The sequence below is a fragment of the Corynebacterium sp. UMB10119B genome, assembly GCF_030228125.1.
GTDB lineage: Bacteria > Actinomycetota > Actinomycetes > Mycobacteriales > Mycobacteriaceae > Corynebacterium > Corynebacterium pseudogenitalium.
In genome coordinates this window covers 1-15056 of the sequence record NZ_JASPBG010000011.1, presented here as the reverse complement: position 1 = coordinate 15056, position 15056 = coordinate 1, and the positions used below count along the sequence as shown (strand labels likewise).

Here is a 15056-nt window from a genome sequence, read left to right as displayed (position 1 = left end):
CCCTGCTCGGTGGAGATTTCCTTCTTCCCTGGTCACGGCGTGGGTAGAAAAGAAAAACCCCGCTACAGCAACTGCTGCAACGGGGTGTGAAGTACTAGTTTTCGAACAACTGCACGCGAGCCTGAGCACCGCCCTCGTGAACCACTTCTGCGAGACGACTGCCCTCGCCAATGTCGATTAACTTCGCCACCAGCGACGGGAACGTCTCTTTGCTGCTGATCTCGGTGGCCCTGTGTGCGGCAACGCCAGCCAGACCCGTCTGGCCGGTTGCCTGGGCCAGCACGGCGACAGTGGCCGTAAGCTGTGCCCTCATCCCAGGCCAGTGAGCCGGTACAGCGCGCATCACCTGCTCAGCGAACTTGAGACCTGCTTGTGGCTCCTCAAGCAGCGCAGCAAGCAATGGATCACGCAAGCGCGGTGTCGTGAAGCACTTCAGCGCAGATCGGATAGCACGCGCACTCGGCTGCGTCATCCCCGCCGCTGCCTGCTCGTACTCACGCTGCAGTACGTCTCGGAAGATGGGTGGAACATACGCCAGCGCGTCTTCGATGATGTCTTCATGCTCTGCGGCGTCGATGTCGTGCTCGGTGCTGTTCAGCCTGTTCTCAATCTCTTCACGCGAGAGCGCTGGGAGATCGCCGGTCTGCTCAAGCAACTGCTGTAGCGCTGCTGAGGCGTGGATGTTGCTGATTCTGCCCGCCTGTGGCTCACATGAGTTTGGGTGCAAGTACATCGCACACCAGGCAGTACCAGCGGTGATTTCTGACGTTTGAATGACCGCCAGTACCTCACTGCGCAGCGGGGAATCCTCGCTACAGAGGAAGTGCGCCGCTGCATCTGCTTCAACCATGTCGTCGGTGATGACGTACGCCGCAACAGCGTCGAGATCCAGCGTCTCAGTCCATGCTGCGAGCTTCTCACGATCCTCGGTGAGCTGTTGGATCGCTCCGTCGAGATCAAGCCGGGCAAGTGGCCCGAGGCTCAGGCTGTGCGTGTCGCTGTCTTGTTTGAAAAACGCGAACACCAGCGAGTCCTGCGGGTAGAAGCCCAGGATGCCGGGGATGTTTGCGAGAATCTCGCCGTGAGAGGTAAGTGTCTGCGAATAGTTGGACATGAAACACTCCTTGCCAAATACGGGATGTGTAAGGTCAGTCCCGTATTTGGTCCCGGCTCTGCCGGGCGGTGTTACCACCGCCCGGCAGCACCCCAGCGTGCTCAGTGCGTCGCTAGTGCTCACCTGGTGCTTGCTTGCAGGACACAAGCACTAGCGGCGCAGCCTGTGCTTAAGCGTCTGCTTCGATACGCTCAATAGCGCGGTAAATCGTTGGCCTGGACACGTTGAACGTCCTCGCCACTGCACTCACGGACTTACCACCATCGATGAGTTCTTTTGCGACTTGTGCCTGTTCGTCGCTGAGCTTGGGCTTCGGCCCGGCTACCCTGCCCTGCGCACGGGCGTGAGCCACGCCTTCACGGGTGCGCTGAACAAGCAGGTCACGCTCCCACTCAGCCAAGCTGGCCATGACGTTGATAACCACTTTGTCGGTGGGCTTCGACGTGTCCAGCGCTGGCTCCAACACCTTGACGTTGATTTTGCGTGCAGCCAGGTCGGCGATAGTGTTCACGGTATCTGCGAGGCTGCGGCCGAGCCTGTCGAGGCGCGTAACAACGAGCGTGTCGTCGGGGCGCATGTATGCGAGAGCATCGTCGAGGCCAGGTCGCTGCCAGTTGGTGCCGGAGATGGTGTCTGAGTAGATGTGGTCCGGGTCGCAGCCAGCGTCGATGAGCGCCTCGCGCTGGGTATCAAGTGACTGCCCCTGCTTGGACGTTGAGACACGGGCGTAGCCGATGAGCATGGTTAATCACCGACTTTAAGCGTTGCCCTTGGCACGGTTGTGCGACTTGCAGAGCAGCTCACAGTTGCTCTCCTCGGTCGATCCACCCTTGGACCACGCAGTGACGTGATCAGCGTCCATTTCTTTAAGCGCCCAGATCTTTGCTTTCTTCTCATCGTGACCGATAGCGCAATACGAGCAGTTGGAGACACCCTTCTGTTTTGCAGCATCAGTCTGGCGCTTGTAGACGCGCTTCTTCACCGCTTCAGTGAAGACACGTACGTTAAGTAGTTTGGTGTCTGTCTTGCCGCCAAGCAGGTACTCGTAGATACCCTTCTTGGACTGAATTTGCGGGTCAGACAGCAGCTCCTTTGCAGCAGCCGTCATCTCAGTCGCGTTGTAGCCCTGGCCGCCGTACTGCTCATACAGAGTGTTCCATTCGATGCCTCGCATGGACGTGTCTGTCATTTTGAACACACTTGCTGCCCAGTCGATAACTGCAGTGAAGTAAGTCTGTAGTTCGTTGCAGTTATCGTCTTCACGGTGCTTTGCCATGTAGCTGTCGATGGTGGTGCCTTCACGCTGAGCGATCCAGTCAAGGGCTACCTCAAGCACCTCCTGGCGAGCAGGGTCGCCTTTTACGAAGTTCGACCATTTCGACATGACCGCAGAGCCGGAGTTGGAAAAGACCTTCTTAGCAGCATCAACGAATGGGCCAGAGTACACGGCGTTACGCAGCTCTTGGGCTGTCAGCGGCACACCAACGATGTTGATGGTCTTGAACCACTCCTTGATCTCAGACTCAGTGCCATTGCAGTCGTAGATAAGCAGCTCAGTCTCAAGGATCTGCTCTTGCTGGTGCTCACTCAGCGACGAGAAGTACTGTTCGTTGCCGTCGGTATCTTTGACGACGAACAAGTCCTTGAAGAAACGGCCGATAGAGGTAATACGCTGCTGGCCGTCAAGGATCTCGAACTTGTCTTCGTCCTGCTTGGGCTGGTTGAAGTAAATCAGCCCCAGCGGATAGCCCTTGAGCAGCGAGTCAATGACGGCAACATCTTTCTTACCGTCGTTGTAGATGTAGTTGCGCTGGTACTCAGGCTGGATGGTGAGGTTGCCAGCCAAACCGTACAGACCTTTGCCTTCGAGTTCGTTGTAGTGGAATCCGTCAACGATGTCACGGGTCTTGCGGGGGTTGAGTTTTGCTTCCATGGCTTAAGACTCCTTGACATTGGGGTTGCGGTGGCGGATAAGAACTCTGCAATACGGTTTAGTAAAGAATTGTCCGTCGACCTCGTAGTACGTCACGTCTTGAGGCTCTGTGTCATGCGGTATGGCGGCACCGTCATTAAGCTTGCCCACCCGAGATCTAACGCCGTTCTTGCTGACCTGAATCTGGGTTGGATAGTTCTTGAGCTTCAACCCCGAATGATCGTCCCATGCCTGCGTGATCCCAAGGATTTCAAACTGGTCTGGGCTGTACTTATCGAGGAACGAGATGGGAACACCCATCATGTCGTTGTAATCGTTGGGGATTGCTTTGGTCTCCGGTACTTCTATCGCGTCGTAATTGTCGTACTTTGGATACCTCACGTTTCGGACCGTCTTTGAACCGTAGATCAGGTTGTCCTCCATCGACATGAGCACGAGCTGTTCATGTCGGCGTCCATGCTCAATGTTGGTAAACCATCTAACACCCTTTACATGGACGAATTTATTCCCCTGTTCATCCACACGCTGACCTGCAGCGGTAAGCGGGTAACTTTCGGGTACACGAAATTCGCGATCACCACTTGAGATTGAGGGGCCGTACCAAACCTTGTTGTCTTTGAAAAGCGGGAATACCTCTTTATAGGTAACTGCGTTCATGTTCCCGATAACGGAGAACTGGACGTCGCCATCAATCAGCCACGCAAGGAACTCGCGGAATAGGGAGAACGGTGGGTTGGTGATAACGATGTCGGCTTCATCGCGGAGTTTCGTGACCTCTTCAGAACGGAAATCGCCGTCGCCTTCAAGATAATCCCACTGGAGGTCTTCTTTGTTAAGGCGCCCGTCATCGTTAAGGTCCTTGCCCTGTTCCATGACGTAAATGCGTCCCCGGAGCCAAGTGTCGTCTTCGTTGAACTTCTCGTCCTGGTCCTCACCAAGTGCGAAGTCCAGCAGCATCTGCCCCTTCTCAGTCACGGCTGGGTTTGATGCTGGCACATAAGACGTAGAGACCAGCTTCTTCAAGCCGAACTTCTCAAAGTTCAGTGCAAAGTACTTGGTGAAGTTACTTGCCCCGGGTCGTCACACGGCAGCAGAACTGTCTTACCTCTGAATACGTCGGGATCGTATTCGAGATAGGCTTGCATCTCGTTTTCAATGTCATTCCACTGCGTGTAGAACTCGTCCTTCTTGGCAGTCTTGGCTGTGCCTAAGTTAGTATTGCCGCCCATTGCCTACATCACCTTGTAGATTGATTCAGTCTTCATCCGGCAGTGAAGAATGAGAGAACCCGGGTGAAGCAAGGTTCTCAGATAGCGGAAGACCCCGGGGAGCAGGGGGGATTGCTCGACCCAGGGCCTTCGGACGCCTGCGGAGCAGGAACCCACCCCAGCGTCATCACGAAACTATCATTTGTACAAGCAGCGTGCAGGTCTTACGCGTTAGGGATGACTACTACGTCAGTCAATTTGTCGATTTTGCTGATGAGCTCTTCCTCAATTTTGTAGATCTGGCGGTATCTTTTTGCGAGAGCCTTTTGGCGGTCCAGGAGGTGTGCCCAATTGGATTACAAGTACCTACACACTTGATCGGTGCTGCACGTTTCAGGGTCCGGGTGTGCGGCGTCCTGTCTGAGGTCCGCGATAGTGTCGCGCAGCACGGAGAGCTGCGCGATCTGCTGCTCGATCTCAGCGAGGCGCATGTCAAGCAGGTCGCGCACGTGCTCGCAGGGCGCCTGGCCGCCGTCGCGGATGTCGAGGATCTGGCGGATCTGGGCGAGGGTCAGCCCGGCGGCCTGGCCCCGGTGGATGAACCCGACCCGACCCACGGCATCCTCGGCGTAGTCCCGATAGCCGGAGGCCAATCGCTCGGCCGGAGGGAGCAGCCCCGACTCCTCGTAGAACCGCAGGGTCTTGGTCGTGGTTCCGGTTGCTTCCGCAAGCTGTCCGATCCTCATGTTCGCCGATTCCCTTCCAATGGCCACCACACTTGACTTGACCTTCCATTGTACTGGAAGGTTCACAATGGTTCCATAGGAACTTTTGAACCACAGGGAAGAGACATCTGGAATGACAAACGAAAAGTTCGATCTGGCGATTATTGGTTCCGGCGGCGGAGCGTTTGCGGCCGCGATCCGGGCCACCGAGCTGGGCAAGCGCGTCGTGATGGTGGAGCGCGGCACCGTGGGCGGGACATGCGTGAACACGGGCTGCGTCCCGTCGAAGGCGCTCCTGGCTGCCGCGGAGGCCCGCCACGTGGCGTTGGATTCGGCCCGCTTCCCTGGGGTGGCGGCCTCGGCGGGCCCGGTGGACATGCCGGCCCTGATTCAGGGCAAGGCCGCGCTGGTTGAAAGCATGCGCACGGAGAAGTACGTCGATCTGGCCGCGGACTACGGGTGGACGATGATCTCGGGGGACGCGTCGTTCACCGGAACCCAGGACGCACCGCTGCTCCGGGTGATCTCCCCGGATGGTGCAGTGAGAACGATCGAGGCCGGGCACTACCTCGTGGCCACTGGCTCCGCACCCTACGTGCCCCCCGTTCCCGGACTGGCCGAGGCCGGGTACCTGACCTCGACGACGGCGATGGAACTGGACGAGGTGCCCGAATCAATGCTGATCCTGGGCGGAGGCTATGTTGCCCTGGAGATGGCACAGCTTTTCTCCCGGCTGGGCTCCCGGGTGACCATGCTGGTCCGTTCCCGGTTGGCCTCGCAGGAGGAACCGGAGGCGTCCAAGGCGTTAGCGGGGGTGTTCGCCGACGAGGGGATCCGGGTGGTCCGGCGGGCCATGGCCGACTCCGTGGCCTCCGGCCCGGACGGGGTCTCGGTGACGGCAAACATGGCCGGGGGCGAGGAGGTGTTCCGCGCTTCCCACATCCTCGTGGCACTGGGCCGCCGCCCGGTGACCGAGGGACTGGACCTTGACGCCGTCGGGGTGAAGACCGGCGCATCCGGCGAGATCGTGGTCGATTCCCGCCTGGCCACGTCCAACCCGCGGGTTTGGGCCGCCGGGGACGCGACCGGCCATCGGGAGTTCGTTTACGTCGCAGCGGCCCACGGCGCCCTGGCCGTGGACAATGCGTTCACCGATGCCCTGGCCGAGGTCGACTACCGGCACCTGCCCCGGGTCACCTTCACCAGTCCCGCCATCGGGGCGGTCGGGATGACGGAAAAGGAAGCTGTCGCCGCCGGGATCAGCTGCGAGTGCCGGGTCCTCCCCCTGGAGTACGTGCCGCGAGCCGTGGTCAACCGCGACATCCGCGGCTTCATCAAGGTTGTCGCGGACCGCGACACCGGACGGATCCTGGGCCTCTCCGCGGTGGCCAAGGACGCCGGGGAAATCGCCGCCGCCGGCGTCTACATCCTCGAAGCGGGCATGACCACCGCGCAGGTCGCCGCCGCCTGGAGCCCCTACCTGACGATGGCCGAGGGCATCAGGATCGCCGCCAAGGCCTTCAACACCGACGTCTCCAAGCTCTCCTGCTGCGCCTGAGCTGCAGCCCCCACTACCGAAGCAAAGGAATGCCATGACCGCCACCGACCAGGCCCTCACCTATCTGTTGTCCCCCGCGCGCTCCGGAATAGACCCGGAATTGTTCGTGCCGCTGCTGCGGCTCCTGGCCGAGGGCGAGCCCGTCACGGTCGCCGAACTGGCCACCGCCAGTGGCCGGAGCGAAGACACGGTCCGGCAAGGACTGGCCGCCGTCCCGGACACCGAGTACGACGACGAGGGCCGCATCATCGGCCTGGCCCTGACGATGCGGCCCACCCCGCATCGCTTCACCCTGGCCGGGGAACAGCTCTACACCTGGTGCGCCCTGGACACTCTCTTCTTCCCGGCCCTGATCGGGAAGGCCGCAACCATTGAGTCGACCTCCCCGGGTAGCGGGACCCTCATCCGGGTGATGACGGGCGCGGACGGCACGGTGACCTCCGTACAGCCGGCCACCGCCGTCGTGTCCATCATCAGCCACCCGGGCACGGGGCCGGTGCGGTCATCGTTCTGCAACCAGGTCCACTATTTCGCCTCCCGCGAGGACGCCCAGCCGTGGTTGGATTCCCATCCCGACGGCGAAGTCCTGGACATCGAGGCGGCACACCGGGCCGGTGCCGCCATGGCCGCCGCCCTCCTCGCCGCGGCCGCCACGCGGGCCCCCGCGGCGCAGGACTCCTGCTGCTGAGCTTTAAAAGGACATGACATGACCCAGCACCCAGAACAGCCAGACACCGGCCATCAACCCGTCCGGCAGACCGGTCGCCCCGGGCGATACCACACACTGGCCGCAGGAATCGGCATAGCAGCGGCCATGATCCTGTGCTGCGCAGGACCCATCCTCATCGCCGCCGGAGCCCTCGGCGCGATCGCCGGATTCTTCTCAAATCCCCTCGTGTTACTCGCGGCCGCCACGGTGCTCCTGGCCGGGATCATCGCCGTCACCAGGCAGCGAAAACGCCGCAGGACCGACGACTGCTGCCCTCCCGCACCCCCCGAGCACCACCGCACCGACCACGGCACCGCCTGAGTCCCCATACCCATTTCTGGAAGGAACCACTAGACACCATGACATACCCGAGATCCCGCCGTTCTCTGTCCGTTCCCCGGCCCAGGCACCTCGCCTCCGCCCTGTTTCTGGCAGCGGTCATGGCACTGACAACCGCCTGCGCCAGCTCACCGAGCGGCCCGTCGGCCGCGCCAGGCGGTTCGTCGCCCGACGCGGCCGGTGCCGTTGCTGTTACGGTCTCCGACATTGACGGCACTACCCGGACCATCCCGGACGGTAAGCCCGCAGCACTGTTCTTCTTCTCTGTCGGATGCGGTGAGTGTGTGAAAGGGGCCGATTCCCTGAACAAGGCCTCCACGGCCCTGGGAAGCTCGGCCGACTACCTCCTGGTGGACGTGGACCCCCGAGAACCGAAGGAGACCATCAACGGATTCCGCGATTACATCAAGGCCCCTGAGCTCCCTGCCGTCATCGACACCGGGGCCACACTGACCACCCGGTACAACGTCACCTCCATAAGCACCCTGGTGGTGGTCGACGCGAAGGGTGACGTTACCTTCCGGGCCACCGACCCGTCTGCGGAAAAGATCCAAGAAGAACTCACCAAGGCCAGTGCCCAATGACAGCCCTGCTTGCCCTGGCCTTCGCCGCTGGAATGATTGCCCCGGTCAATCCCTGCGGTTTCGCCCTCCTGCCCGCCTGGATAGCCCAGACCATCGGGGACGCCCGGACGCGCCCGCTCGCGCTGCGTCTGGCCCACGGGCTCCGGGCCGGGCTCGCGCTCAGCTTCGGCTTCGCCGGGACCCTGGCAGCCTTCGGGCTGATCGTCAGCGCGGGCGCCAGGACCCTGATCAGCGCAGCGCCCTGGCTGGGAATGGCCACCGGGGTGATCCTTCTCCTGCTGGGCCTGGCCATGCTCACCGGACTCACACCACGGCTCCGTCTGCCGGCCTGGGCCACGAAACCCCGCACACAAGAAGCCGCAGGGGCAGGTCGCAAAACCGGGCGCATGGTGGCCTTCGGGGTCGGATACGCCGCAGCATCCCTCGGCTGCACCCTCGGGGTGCTCCTGGCCGTGATCGCCCAAGCCCAGGCCGTCGCCAGCTACGCCGGGCTGCTCGCGGTCTTCGCCGCCTACGCCGCAGGCTCGGCCACTGTCCTGATGCTCGTTTCGGCAGGCACGGCCATCGCCGGGGCCGCCCTCGGGCGAAGAATCACCGGCCTGGCCAAGCACAGCAACCGCATCGCCGCCTTCATCCTCACCATAACCGGCGCCTACCTCAGCTGGTATTGGTATCCCGCCGCCACCGGCGGAACCGCACAGGCCAACAGCCTCGCCGTATGGTCAGCCGCCGCCAGCGCCTGGATCAGCGACAACAGCACCCTGATCGCAGCCCTCGCCGCAGCCGTGGTGCTCGCATCGGCATTGGCCGCCCTCAACCGGCGCAGGAGACTGCGCATTAGACAGGGAACGCCGCCCACAGGCGAGGGCCCCGGGCAAAGCGGGGAACCCGACTGCTGCACACCAACTCCGGACAACAACTCGACCGAGGACCGGCCAGGCACGATCCCGTAGCTGGCCGAGGACTCCCAAAAAGCAAGGGGGAGAGGGAACCTTGCCCATCTTCTGGCAAACGAGGCGCCCGCCTATCAGGACAGGTTGGTACAGCGGCATCAGGCCGGAAGTCAATTCGTGCAGAGGACTTCGGGCAATCCGTCAGGAGCCCTCTGTACCGCCCCCGCAATGACGGGAACGTCAGTGTGGTGGACTTCGGAAAGCCACAGTGACACCCACTAGTTGTACTCGACCGTGACGTTGGTGGCACTTTCGGTCTTGTGAAATAGCTAGGCCTCCTGGCTTAGTGGAGCTGTCTAGTTCTTCACTGCCAGGAGGCCTCTATGCCCAACGGTAACGCCCGCTTGACCACGCATGCGAGAGCGTTGCTGGTGGCCAGGCAAGCTCATCCATATCGATGTGAAGAAACTCAGCCGCATCCCCGACAGCGGCGGTTGGCGAGTCCACGACCGATCCGCGACCGGAAGACCCGATCGGGTTCGACCACGTCCATGCCGCTGTCGATGACCACACCCGACTCGCTTATATGGCCCACTAGCGGTCGCGGAGCGTCCTGAAAACCTAAAGTTTTATGAGACACCCGGCAGGAACTGGAATGTGAGACCGTTTCATGGGGCAATTGGCCTCCTCCCCGTCTCACTAAAGCGTCTCGCCCTAAGTTGTCGCAGGGTGGTGCTCGGTAGGGGTTTGTGAGGCATAATCGAGACATGCGGCTTTTGGGGTACACCTCAAAAGAACAGTTTTAGAATTACTGTCAGAGTCAGAAGGCGTTGGCACAGATGGCCCCGGTGACCAGGGTTGTGACGACGGCTTCGGAACACCATCCGGTCAGTACTCGTGCCTAAGGGTGTGGATCCACAGCTGTTGCGCGAGGTTGACCGCGTGATCATCCTGGGAGGTGATGCCCAGCTGGAACTTCCCGACGACGCCCACGGAACGTGCGAACGGTGGGTGACTGACGAGCCGTCCAGGAGGGGGATAGAGGCGATCGAGCGCATGCGTCTGGTCCGTGACGACATCGACACGCGTGTACGCCGGCTCGTTGCCGAGTTGCTCGAGAACTGACCACCCCACCTCACACCATCAACGACCCCGCGCGAACTCGCGCGGGGTCGTTGATGCCTGAACTGATCATCAGCGTCGTCGGCCTGAAACCGGACATGCTGGTAGATACCAGGAGCGTGGCAGGTTAGGACTGAGCCTGCGGATGCTCCTCCTCCTGGTTACTGGTGGTGTCGGTGTCGTCGTCGGCGACGATCTCGACACTGCAGCAATCGGAGTTCGTATTCTTCTTGTGAAACAGGTCTTTGAAGCCCATGAGGGTCTCCTTTCGTTAGAGGTACGTGGTTTAGAGGATGATCGTCATCGCGTAGCCGGCCAGCATGGCCGCCAGCAGAATGGTGATCACGAAGGTGGCCAACAGTTTCGGCTTGAACACTGCCGCCAACATCGAGATTTCCGGTGGCGAGGCCCCGGACCCGCCGATCATCATCGCGAAGATCGGGCCGATGGCCACCCCGGCACCCGATAAAGCCAGGGCGACCGGCAGCATCGTCTCCAGTCGGACATACAGCGGGATACCGATCGCCGCAGCCAGTGGAATCAGCCACCAGACGTTTTCACCGGCCATAAATCTCAGGCCGTCTTCGGGCACGACCCCGTAGATGAATGCACCGATGGCCACGCCGATGATCATCGGAAGGAGCATGGGGCGAAGATCGTCCCATGCCTGACGGATCGCTGCCGGGGTTTCTTGTTTGATTCCACGCCACGGGGTCCCGTCCAGCTGGCGCCCGCCCTTGACCTTGACCTTGCGCAGCTGGTCTTCCATGCCCAGCGCGGTCCAGCCCCAGGGTGCTCCCAGCGACAGCAGCACCATGATCACCGCGTAGCTGATCGCGACCTGCCAGGAAAGGGTCAGCCAGATCCCGCCGACGATAACCGGGTTGAGCAGCGGCGAAGCGATCAGGTAGGTCACGGTGGTACGAAAGGCCACCCCGGCTTTGAGCATGCTGACAAACATCGGGATCGTCGAACAGGAACAAAACGGAGTGATCGCCCCCAACGCCAGTCCCTTGACCTGACCGGGAACCGCTCCACCAGCCATTCAGCTCTGCAACCGCTCCGGGCCGAAGCGCCGGTTGATCAACGCGACCGCATAGGAGATCACCAGAAACAGCAGGAGCAGTTCGACCAGGAGGGTAGTGAACGTGCCGAGCGCGTTAATCAGCATCGACGACCTCGCTTTTCAGGGAGGTGTCCGTGCAGCAGGCGCGTTGTCCCTCCGGGGTCAACGTCGCCAGGTGCGCCAGCCAGCGCACCGGATCAGCCAGCTGAGTACAACACACCGAATTCAGCGTGGCACGACCCGTCGGCTCCGAGTCCACCAGTCCGGCCTTGCGTAGGGCAGCCAGATGATGGCTGACCAACGCCTGACTCATCCCGGTGGCCTCATGGAGCTGGCGGTTGGTCATCGACTTCTCCGCCAAGGTGAGCAGGATCGTCAACCGGTTTTCATCCGACAGCGCGGACAGGGTGGGTACGAGTAACTGGGCCCGCTCGGCGGGACTGAGATCCGACGCGGGGATGGATAAGGAAATCTCTGTAAGCACACCCCGATATTAACAAGCGACTACTTGTATTTCAAGCAATGGTTTGAACGTCGAGAAAGAGGCCCCTTCCGGCCTTTCCCGAGCGCCTCACTTTCAAGGAAGTGGGACACCATCAATGGCAATGGATTGAAAATACATATCCCCAGGAGGAGCATGTCTCACAAGTCACACCCAAGCGCCACAATCTGCACCGTTCGCCATGGATTGCCCCAGCTTTTTGCTGTAGTTTTTACTGCTTCTACAGAAAGCAAGCACGCTTTGAGCTCGTTCGAGTTACTGGAGCTTGAACTCTACGATGTCGACTTTGTCATCGGCAGCTAATCCGGGATAGTGAGTATCTAGCGCTTCCTGAAGCTCGGAAAGGGAGCCAAAACCGTCATTTCTAGCTTGCTTTTCCGACAATTCACTTCGCTGGGCAGAGGCAACGGACGTAACCTGTGCCTGGATAGTGACGACCTCTCCGGATTCTTTCTCGAAGACAATTTGGGCACTTCCTTCATGGAAAGGATCATCTACCCGGATGGTTTGTTGCTTTTCTCCGCTACGAATTGATTCCTCGTAGCCTTCCCACATGTAGATGCGCTGCTCTTGTTCCATATCTCGCCAGTTGAATGCGAATGGCAAGAGTTCTTCTACGGTAGGTGCTTCAAGTCCATTGCTTCCGCGCACGATGCACCGGATGGACGGATCAACATCAAAAAGCACCTGGCGGCATTTACCGCAGGGAGGAATAATTTGACCAGTAGGTCCGTATACGGCGACTACTGCTTGGATTGGGTCCTCTGGATAACTAGCAGCATGGTTGGCTAAAGCCGAGATCTCCCCGCAAGGACCACCGAGGAAATGGTGCGCGTTCAAACCGAGTACGTGTTTTCCTGATTTGGTAAGGAGCGCTGCGGCTACAGTGTGGTCTTCTCCGTCCTGAAAACGCTGTGCATGGGTGGTTGCTTTGGCCAGTAAATTTCGAAGTTCGTTGGTAATCACTCTTTAAGGGTAATAATTGCCAACGCGCTTTATCTATGTGAAGACAGAGATCGTGAACACCGGGGTTTCTGAGATGTACCAATCGCTTACAAAGCAAGACAGGACCATACGAGGACGTTGAGTGGATAGAGCGTCGAGTTTTAAGTTCAATGTTAGCTAAGGGCCTTATTAAAAGCGTTTGGCAACACGCGCTCCTATTTACCTTCGTATCTCGCGAGACGCTGACGTGGATGGCCTCACCATCGACCGGCAGCGTCAGGACTGTGAAGCCATTGCAAAGCAGCGTGGCTTGGACGTTGGACATAGGACATAACTACGTCGATCAGTCCATTTCCGCGTCAAAGAAGAATGTGGCTCGCCCCGACTACGACGCCATGGTGGCATCCTTTGAACGCGGCGAAATCGACGCGATCATCTGCTGGGACCTCGAACTACCCGCCCCACGTCGGTGGGTAGTCCGATCAGTCGGACAAAACTACTCCCGCACCACAGCGTAATAAGGGGTGCACCTTAAAAACATCCGGAGGTGGGGGTAACTCCCCCTCGTTGCCCAGAGACAAAATACGCCAGTGGCGTCTGTACGACGAGCCGAAGGTAGGACAAATTCCAATCCAGAGAGGTCTTGCACTGTTGCGGTGCGGTTGTCTTCTTTCTCACCGTATTGGACCCTGCGAAATTAATTGGATACGATAGGCCCATGTTGATTTCAGGTTCCGTTTTCATGCGGCCGCTCACCAGCCGCTAAGGCGGTTTTCTCCCTCCCGCAGGTTAGAAACCGCTCCGGTCCTTTAGCCGGGCGGCCATTTGCCATGCCCGGCTCCGTTTCAACTCCACGGAGCACACCTGATGTCTACATACGGATACGGCCGTCACGAACATGGCCAAAATTTTCTCACAGACCACAAGATCATCAACTCCATCGTCGATCTTGTAAAACAAACCTCCGGCCCCATCATTGAGATCGGGCCAGGAAGCGGTGCCCTCACTCACCCGATATCCCACTTGGGGAGGGCAATAACGGCAGTTGAGGTAGACGCAAAACTAGCTGCCAAACTCACAAAAAAGACCGCCTCGGCGTCGGTCGAAGTGGTCCATGATGATTTCCTCAACTTCCCGTTACCCGCCACTCCCTGCGTCATTGTGGGAAACATTCCCTTTCACCTCACCACTGCCATTCTTCGAAAGCTGTTGCATGCGCCGGCATGGACTGACGCTGTACTCCTCATGCAGTGGGAAGTCGCTCGCCGCCGGGCCGGGGTAGGTGCAAGCACGATGATGACAGCTCAGTGGTCCCCATGGTTCACGTTTCACCTTGGTTCCCGAGTACCAAGGTTTGCTTTCCGGCCACAGCCAAACGTTGACGGGGGGATCTTAGTGATCCGCCGGGTGGGTGACCCGAAGATCCCGATAGAGCAACGCAAAGCCTTTCAGGCGATGGTGCACACCGTTTTCACCGCCCGGGGACGCGGGATAGGGGAAATTCTCCGAAGGGCAGGGTTGTTTTCATCACGTTCAGAGACACAATCATGGTTGCGCTCGCGAGGAATCGACCCCGCAACCCTACCTCCCAGATTGCACACCAGCGACTGGATCGATCTCTTCCAGGTGACTGGTTCCTCTTCACCGCGCCATCGGCCCATTTCACAATCGGGAAGTAGTCAACGCCCTCCTCAACGGAAAAATCGAGGCCGGCGGCGGTAATCCCCCCACCACCAAAACCGAAATCCACCAGTAGTAGTGAACGACCCATGTTCGTCTACCGTGAGCCGCGTTATGGCAGTGACGTGTTCTCGTCGGGCACAGTCATAGTTCCCGGCGTTGCCAGCGACAGGGTTCTACACCCAGCAGCGGGACCGATCAAAATCACCCGCACGGGGAACGACCCTGCTGGTGGTTTCGATTTTGATGAAAGCGAGGAGACATAGCCCCTCGCCAACTCCCCGTAGCTGGCGAACAGTAGCTCCTGGTGCTGGCGCTCGTTGGTGAGTTTGCGTGCCACATCGAAAGCCTTATCGACTTCCCGGTCCAAGTTGTTGTGAGCCTTGAGCAGAATTGGGTCCATCGATAACGGGTTGTAGTGCTCCGCGAGTGACCGCTGGGGGTGCCGCTCGCGTGCCCGCAGCACCAACTGTCCAGCGTCGATGATTCGCTGCTGCGCCTTCTCATCTAGTTCACACAGAGCTGGTCCGCAGTTGTAGCTCCCGATGTACTCCGAAAAACGGAAAAAATAAATAGTGGGGATACATCAACCTTCCACTTTCCATTCTTCCGGCTCAGAGTATTGAGGGGTCTGGGACCGGGTCCGTAAACCCTTTATGTTTTTCGCGCACAGCGGTT

Annotated in this window: 17 protein-coding genes and 3 pseudogenes; 9 read left to right on the top strand and 11 right to left on the bottom strand. The window is 59.7% G+C overall.

Going from position 1 to position 15056, the window contains the following annotated elements:
- Positions 1 to 94: 94 nt before the first annotated feature.
- The 5 genes and pseudogenes from QP802_RS08700 to QP802_RS08680 form a co-directional block, all read right to left on the bottom strand.
- Positions 95 to 1114 (bottom strand): DUF4192 family protein, encoded by a 1020-nt coding sequence (locus QP802_RS08700; RefSeq protein ID WP_284804253.1) that lies wholly within the window; start codon positions 1112 to 1114, stop codon positions 95 to 97.
- A 169-nt stretch (positions 1115 to 1283) separates the two neighbouring features.
- The gene (locus QP802_RS08695; RefSeq protein WP_070362920.1) at positions 1284 to 1856 is read right to left on the bottom strand and encodes a recombinase family protein; all 573 of its coding nucleotides are present in this window, start codon (positions 1854 to 1856) and stop codon (positions 1284 to 1286) included.
- A 15-nt stretch (positions 1857 to 1871) separates the two neighbouring features.
- The gene (locus QP802_RS08690) at positions 1872 to 3047 is read right to left on the bottom strand and encodes an HNH endonuclease family protein (RefSeq protein ID WP_070362921.1); all 1176 of its coding nucleotides are present in this window, start codon (positions 3045 to 3047) and stop codon (positions 1872 to 1874) included.
- A 3-nt stretch (positions 3048 to 3050) separates the two neighbouring features.
- A pseudogene (locus QP802_RS08685) lies at positions 3051 to 4276 on the bottom strand (adenine-specific methyltransferase EcoRI family protein).
- Positions 4277 to 4611: 335 nt separating this feature from the next.
- Entirely contained in the window at positions 4612 to 5001 is a 390-nt protein-coding gene (locus QP802_RS08680; RefSeq protein ID WP_071572943.1) for a heavy metal-responsive transcriptional regulator, read from the bottom strand.
- Between the two features lie 112 nt (positions 5002 to 5113).
- Here QP802_RS08680 and merA point away from each other — a divergent pair, with 112 nt between their 5' ends.
- The 7 genes and pseudogenes from merA to QP802_RS08645 all read left to right on the top strand — a co-directional run.
- Positions 5114 to 6538, top strand: coding sequence for a mercury(II) reductase (gene merA, locus QP802_RS08675; RefSeq protein ID WP_284804251.1), 1425 nt, complete (start codon positions 5114 to 5116; stop codon positions 6536 to 6538).
- A gap of 34 nt (positions 6539 to 6572) precedes the next feature.
- A complete protein-coding gene (gene merB, locus QP802_RS08670) occupies positions 6573 to 7226 on the top strand; it encodes an organomercurial lyase MerB (RefSeq protein WP_070362923.1) in 654 nt (217 codons plus the stop codon).
- Positions 7227 to 7352: 126 nt separating this feature from the next.
- On the top strand, positions 7353 to 7568 hold the full coding sequence (locus QP802_RS08665) for a hypothetical protein (RefSeq protein WP_071572942.1): 216 nt from the start codon (positions 7353 to 7355) through the stop codon (positions 7566 to 7568).
- Positions 7569 to 7687: 119 nt separating this feature from the next.
- Positions 7688 to 8170, top strand: a complete 483-nt coding sequence (locus QP802_RS08660; protein WP_284818383.1) for a TlpA family protein disulfide reductase — start codon at positions 7688 to 7690, stop codon at positions 8168 to 8170.
- Positions 8167 to 9123: a cytochrome c biogenesis CcdA family protein gene (locus QP802_RS08655; protein ID WP_284804246.1), complete on the top strand. Its 957-nt coding sequence runs from the start codon at positions 8167 to 8169 to the stop codon at positions 9121 to 9123. Before QP802_RS08660 ends, QP802_RS08655 begins: the two co-directional genes overlap by 4 nt.
- A 375-nt stretch (positions 9124 to 9498) precedes the next feature.
- Positions 9499 to 9649: pseudogene (locus tag QP802_RS08650) on the top strand (IS481 family transposase); the annotation flags it as partial.
- Positions 9650 to 9963: 314 nt separating this feature from the next.
- A pseudogene (locus QP802_RS08645) lies at positions 9964 to 10188 on the top strand (arsenate-mycothiol transferase ArsC); the annotation flags it as partial.
- A 124-nt stretch (positions 10189 to 10312) separates the two neighbouring features.
- On the opposite strand, the gene QP802_RS08640 reads toward QP802_RS08645, so the two are convergent.
- The 5 genes from QP802_RS08640 to QP802_RS08620 all read right to left on the bottom strand — a co-directional run bounded on the left by QP802_RS08640 (position 10313) and on the right by QP802_RS08620 (position 12719).
- The gene (locus tag QP802_RS08640) at positions 10313 to 10441 is read right to left on the bottom strand and encodes a hypothetical protein (protein WP_005285980.1); all 129 of its coding nucleotides are present in this window, start codon (positions 10439 to 10441) and stop codon (positions 10313 to 10315) included.
- Between the two features lie 30 nt (positions 10442 to 10471).
- The gene (locus tag QP802_RS08635; protein ID WP_284818380.1) at positions 10472 to 11188 is read right to left on the bottom strand and encodes a permease; all 717 of its coding nucleotides are present in this window, start codon (positions 11186 to 11188) and stop codon (positions 10472 to 10474) included.
- A gap of 42 nt (positions 11189 to 11230) precedes the next feature.
- Positions 11231 to 11356 carry a hypothetical protein gene (locus QP802_RS08630; RefSeq protein ID WP_256008562.1) on the bottom strand — a complete coding sequence of 42 codons (126 nt, stop codon included), beginning with the start codon at positions 11354 to 11356 and terminating at the stop codon, positions 11231 to 11233.
- Positions 11346 to 11735 carry an ArsR/SmtB family transcription factor gene (locus QP802_RS08625; RefSeq protein WP_049172296.1) on the bottom strand — a complete coding sequence of 130 codons (390 nt, stop codon included), beginning with the start codon at positions 11733 to 11735 and terminating at the stop codon, positions 11346 to 11348. The genes QP802_RS08630 and QP802_RS08625 overlap by 11 nt, the downstream gene beginning before the upstream one ends.
- Positions 11736 to 12008: 273 nt before the next feature.
- Positions 12009 to 12719 carry an ASCH domain-containing protein gene (locus QP802_RS08620; protein ID WP_049172294.1) on the bottom strand — a complete coding sequence of 237 codons (711 nt, stop codon included), beginning with the start codon at positions 12717 to 12719 and terminating at the stop codon, positions 12009 to 12011.
- Positions 12720 to 12982: 263 nt separating this feature from the next.
- Here QP802_RS08620 and QP802_RS08615 point away from each other — a divergent pair, with 263 nt between their 5' ends.
- Positions 12983 to 13216, top strand: coding sequence for a recombinase family protein (locus QP802_RS08615; protein ID WP_224784272.1), 234 nt, complete (start codon positions 12983 to 12985; stop codon positions 13214 to 13216).
- A gap of 349 nt (positions 13217 to 13565) precedes the next feature.
- On the top strand, positions 13566 to 14420 hold the full coding sequence (gene erm / locus QP802_RS08610) for a 23S ribosomal RNA methyltransferase Erm (RefSeq protein ID WP_049172293.1): 855 nt from the start codon (positions 13566 to 13568) through the stop codon (positions 14418 to 14420).
- Positions 14421 to 14490: 70 nt separating this feature from the next.
- On the opposite strand, the gene QP802_RS08605 is transcribed toward erm, so the two are convergent.
- On the bottom strand, positions 14491 to 14898 hold the full coding sequence (locus tag QP802_RS08605) for a type IIL restriction-modification enzyme MmeI (RefSeq protein WP_479684163.1): 408 nt from the start codon (positions 14896 to 14898) through the stop codon (positions 14491 to 14493).
- Positions 14899 to 15056 lie beyond the last annotated feature (158 nt).

Excerpts from the sequence above, each read along its gene's own strand:
- QP802_RS08665 (WP_071572942.1), top strand. The coding sequence starts at position 7,353 with ATGATCCTGTGCTGCGCAGGACCCATCCTCATCGCCGCCGGAGCCCTC.
- QP802_RS08660 (WP_284818383.1), top strand. The coding sequence starts at position 7,688 with ATGGCACTGACAACCGCCTGCGCCAGCTCACCGAGCGGCCCGTCGGCC.
- QP802_RS08680 (WP_071572943.1), bottom strand. The coding sequence starts at position 5,001 with ATGAGGATCGGACAGCTTGCGGAAGCAACCGGAACCACGACCAAGACC.
- QP802_RS08630 (WP_256008562.1), bottom strand. The coding sequence starts at position 11,356 with ATGCTGATTAACGCGCTCGGCACGTTCACTACCCTCCTGGTCGAACTG.
- merB (WP_070362923.1), top strand. The coding sequence starts at position 6,573 with ATGACCGCCACCGACCAGGCCCTCACCTATCTGTTGTCCCCCGCGCGC.
- QP802_RS08700 (WP_284804253.1), bottom strand. The coding sequence starts at position 1,114 with ATGTCCAACTATTCGCAGACACTTACCTCTCACGGCGAGATTCTCGCA.
- QP802_RS08655 (WP_284804246.1), top strand. The coding sequence starts at position 8,167 with ATGACAGCCCTGCTTGCCCTGGCCTTCGCCGCTGGAATGATTGCCCCG.
- QP802_RS08690 (WP_070362921.1), bottom strand. The coding sequence starts at position 3,047 with ATGGAAGCAAAACTCAACCCCCGCAAGACCCGTGACATCGTTGACGGA.
- erm (WP_049172293.1), top strand. The coding sequence starts at position 13,566 with ATGTCTACATACGGATACGGCCGTCACGAACATGGCCAAAATTTTCTC.
- QP802_RS08695 (WP_070362920.1), bottom strand. The coding sequence starts at position 1,856 with ATGCTCATCGGCTACGCCCGTGTCTCAACGTCCAAGCAGGGGCAGTCA.
- QP802_RS08640 (WP_005285980.1), bottom strand. The coding sequence starts at position 10,441 with ATGGGCTTCAAAGACCTGTTTCACAAGAAGAATACGAACTCCGATTGC.
- merA (WP_284804251.1), top strand. The coding sequence starts at position 5,114 with ATGACAAACGAAAAGTTCGATCTGGCGATTATTGGTTCCGGCGGCGGA.